3 protein-coding genes are annotated in these 2207 nt (G+C 71.2%); all 3 read left to right on the forward strand.

What is annotated here, in order from left to right:
• Window positions 1–417, forward strand: a 417-nt coding sequence (locus VB059_RS13775; RefSeq protein ID WP_323422548.1) for a TadE/TadG family type IV pilus assembly protein, incomplete at its 5' end; no start/stop codon positions are given.
• Entirely contained in the window at window positions 417–836 is a 420-nt protein-coding gene (locus VB059_RS13780) for a TadE/TadG family type IV pilus assembly protein (RefSeq protein ID WP_323422549.1), read from the forward strand. The genes VB059_RS13775 and VB059_RS13780, both read left to right, overlap by 1 nt.
• On the forward strand, window positions 833–2207 hold a 1375-nt coding region (locus VB059_RS13785), incomplete at its 3' end, for a LysM peptidoglycan-binding domain-containing protein (protein ID WP_323422550.1). The genes VB059_RS13780 and VB059_RS13785, both read left to right, overlap by 4 nt.

The raw sequence follows: 2207 nt of genomic DNA on the forward strand, positions 1-2207 counted from the left end.
GCGGCCGCCGATGAGCGGGGTTCCGCGGCGATCGAACTGGTCCTGTTGGTGCCGGCGCTCATGCTCCTGCTGCTGTTCGCCGTGGCCGGCGGGCGGGTGGCCATGGCCCACGGCAGCGTCCAGCAGGCAGCCGCGGACGCCCCACGCGCGGCGTCCATCGCCCGCACTGCTGGCGCCGCCCAGACGTCGGCGGTGGCGGCGGCACGAGCCACGCTGGCCAACCAAGGGCTGACCTGCGCGTCGATGACGGTGACCCTCGACACCTCCGGGTTCGCCAAGCCGGTGGGCACCCCCGCCAGCGTCGCCGCGACGGTGAACTGCACGGTGGAGCTGTCAGAACTGGCACTGCCCGGCCTGCCCGACAGGCTCGTCAGCGCGACGGTCACGAGTCCGCTCGATGTGTTCAGGGGGCGATGATGCGCCATCACGACGAGCGCGGTTCGGTCACGGTGTGGGGGGTGTTGATCGCGCTCGTGATCACCATGGTCATCGGTATCACCGTCGACCTCACCGGGCAGGTCAACGCCCAGCAGCGCGCCCACGACCTCGCCCAGCAGGCCGGCCGAACGGCCGCGAACCAGGTGCAAGCCAGCCAGATCATGCGCGGCCAAGCCCCAAAGATCGATACCTCCGCCGCCCGAACGGCCGCAACGGCCTACCTGCATGCCGCCGGCGTCCAGGGCAGCGTGAGCATCACCGGACCGACCACCCTGTCGGTGCACGTCACCATCGTCTACCAGCCGAAGTTCCTCGGAACCGCAGGCATCGGGCCAAAGACGGTCAGCGGCGACGCCACCATCCTGCTGTCGCGCGTCGTGAACGGAGCTCCCCGATGAACCCACCGCCTCGTCACCCTCGTCTGGTCGGTCTTGCTGCCTTCGTCGCCCTCGTTGCCCTCCTCGTGGGGCTTCCTGCGGTGCTGCTGGCCCTCGGGTGGGGGCCGACTCCTTCCGGCCTGGGCGGGTGGTGGGCGGCGCTCACCAGTCGGGATGACGGCCACCTGACGGTGCTGATCTTGAAAGTCGCGGCCTGGGTTGTGTGGGGACTGCTCGCTGTCACGATCCTCACGGAGGCAATCGCAGCGCTCCGAGGCCTGGAGCCGCCCAAGCTGCCGGGGCTCCAGTGGTCCCAGGCGCCGGCCCGCCGGCTCGTGACAGCAGCGCTGCTCCTGTTCATCGCGGTGCCGGCCACGGGGATCGAGACTGCATCCGCAGTCCCGGGCAGCCCGAGCCCGGTAGCCACGGCGACGGCGAGTGTGGCGCCCGCGCCCTCCGCGTCCGTGGGAACGCCAAGAGCCGTTGCGCTGGTCGAGACCGCCCCCGCACCTGTCACTCACACGGTCAAACGAGGTGAGACTCTGTGGTCGATCGCTGAGCACCACCTGGGGTCCGGGAGCCGCTACCCCGAGATCCTCAAGCTCAACAACAATCTTCTGCGGGGCAAGGCGCAGTTCCTCAGGCCGGGCTGGGTGCTGACACTGCCCGCAGTGGCGCTGGCGCCCGCCGGACAGGCCACGGCAACGCGCGACCACGCGCATTCCCTATACACCGTGGTCAAGGGCGACACGCTGAGCGAGATCGCACAGCAGCACCTCGACGACGCCGAGGCGTGGCCCCGGATCTTCGAGGCCACTCGGGGGATTCCGCAGCCGGACGGCCGTCGCCTGACCGACCCGGACCTCATCCTCCCCGGCTGGCACCTGCTCATCCCGGCCGCTGCGGAGGCGACGCCCGACCTGCCCACCTCCCCAGAACCCGAACGAGCCGAGCCGTCATCCCGGATCTCGCCGTCGTCGCCAGACGCCTCCGCTCCGCCCACGACCCTCACCCCGACACCCGTGGCCGAGACGTCGCCTGCGACCGAGAGGGCTATCCCTGTTCCAGTCGCCCCATCCAGCGCCCCGGCGGCGCCCTCACCGTCTGCCTCGGCGACCGTGGCCACGGATGTGGCCAAGGACAAGGCGCCGGCGAGTGGGGCGACCGATCAGGACGCCGAGGCGCCGGTCCCGTGGTTGCTGGTCGGGCTCACCGGTGCGGGTGGGGTCCTCGCTGCCGGGCTGCTGGCCACCCTGCGTCAGCGCCGGAGGGCTCAGTTCCGTGCCCGTCGGCCGGGGCGGACGATCCAGGCGCCGCCGCCGGAACTGGTTCCGGTGGAGAAGACCGTGATGACGGAGGGGCAGGCCGCGACGCCCGACTTGCTGGCGATCG

It is taken from the genome of Raineyella sp., assembly GCF_034933565.1.
In the GTDB taxonomy this organism is placed as follows: Bacteria; Actinomycetota; Actinomycetes; order Propionibacteriales; family Propionibacteriaceae; genus Raineyella.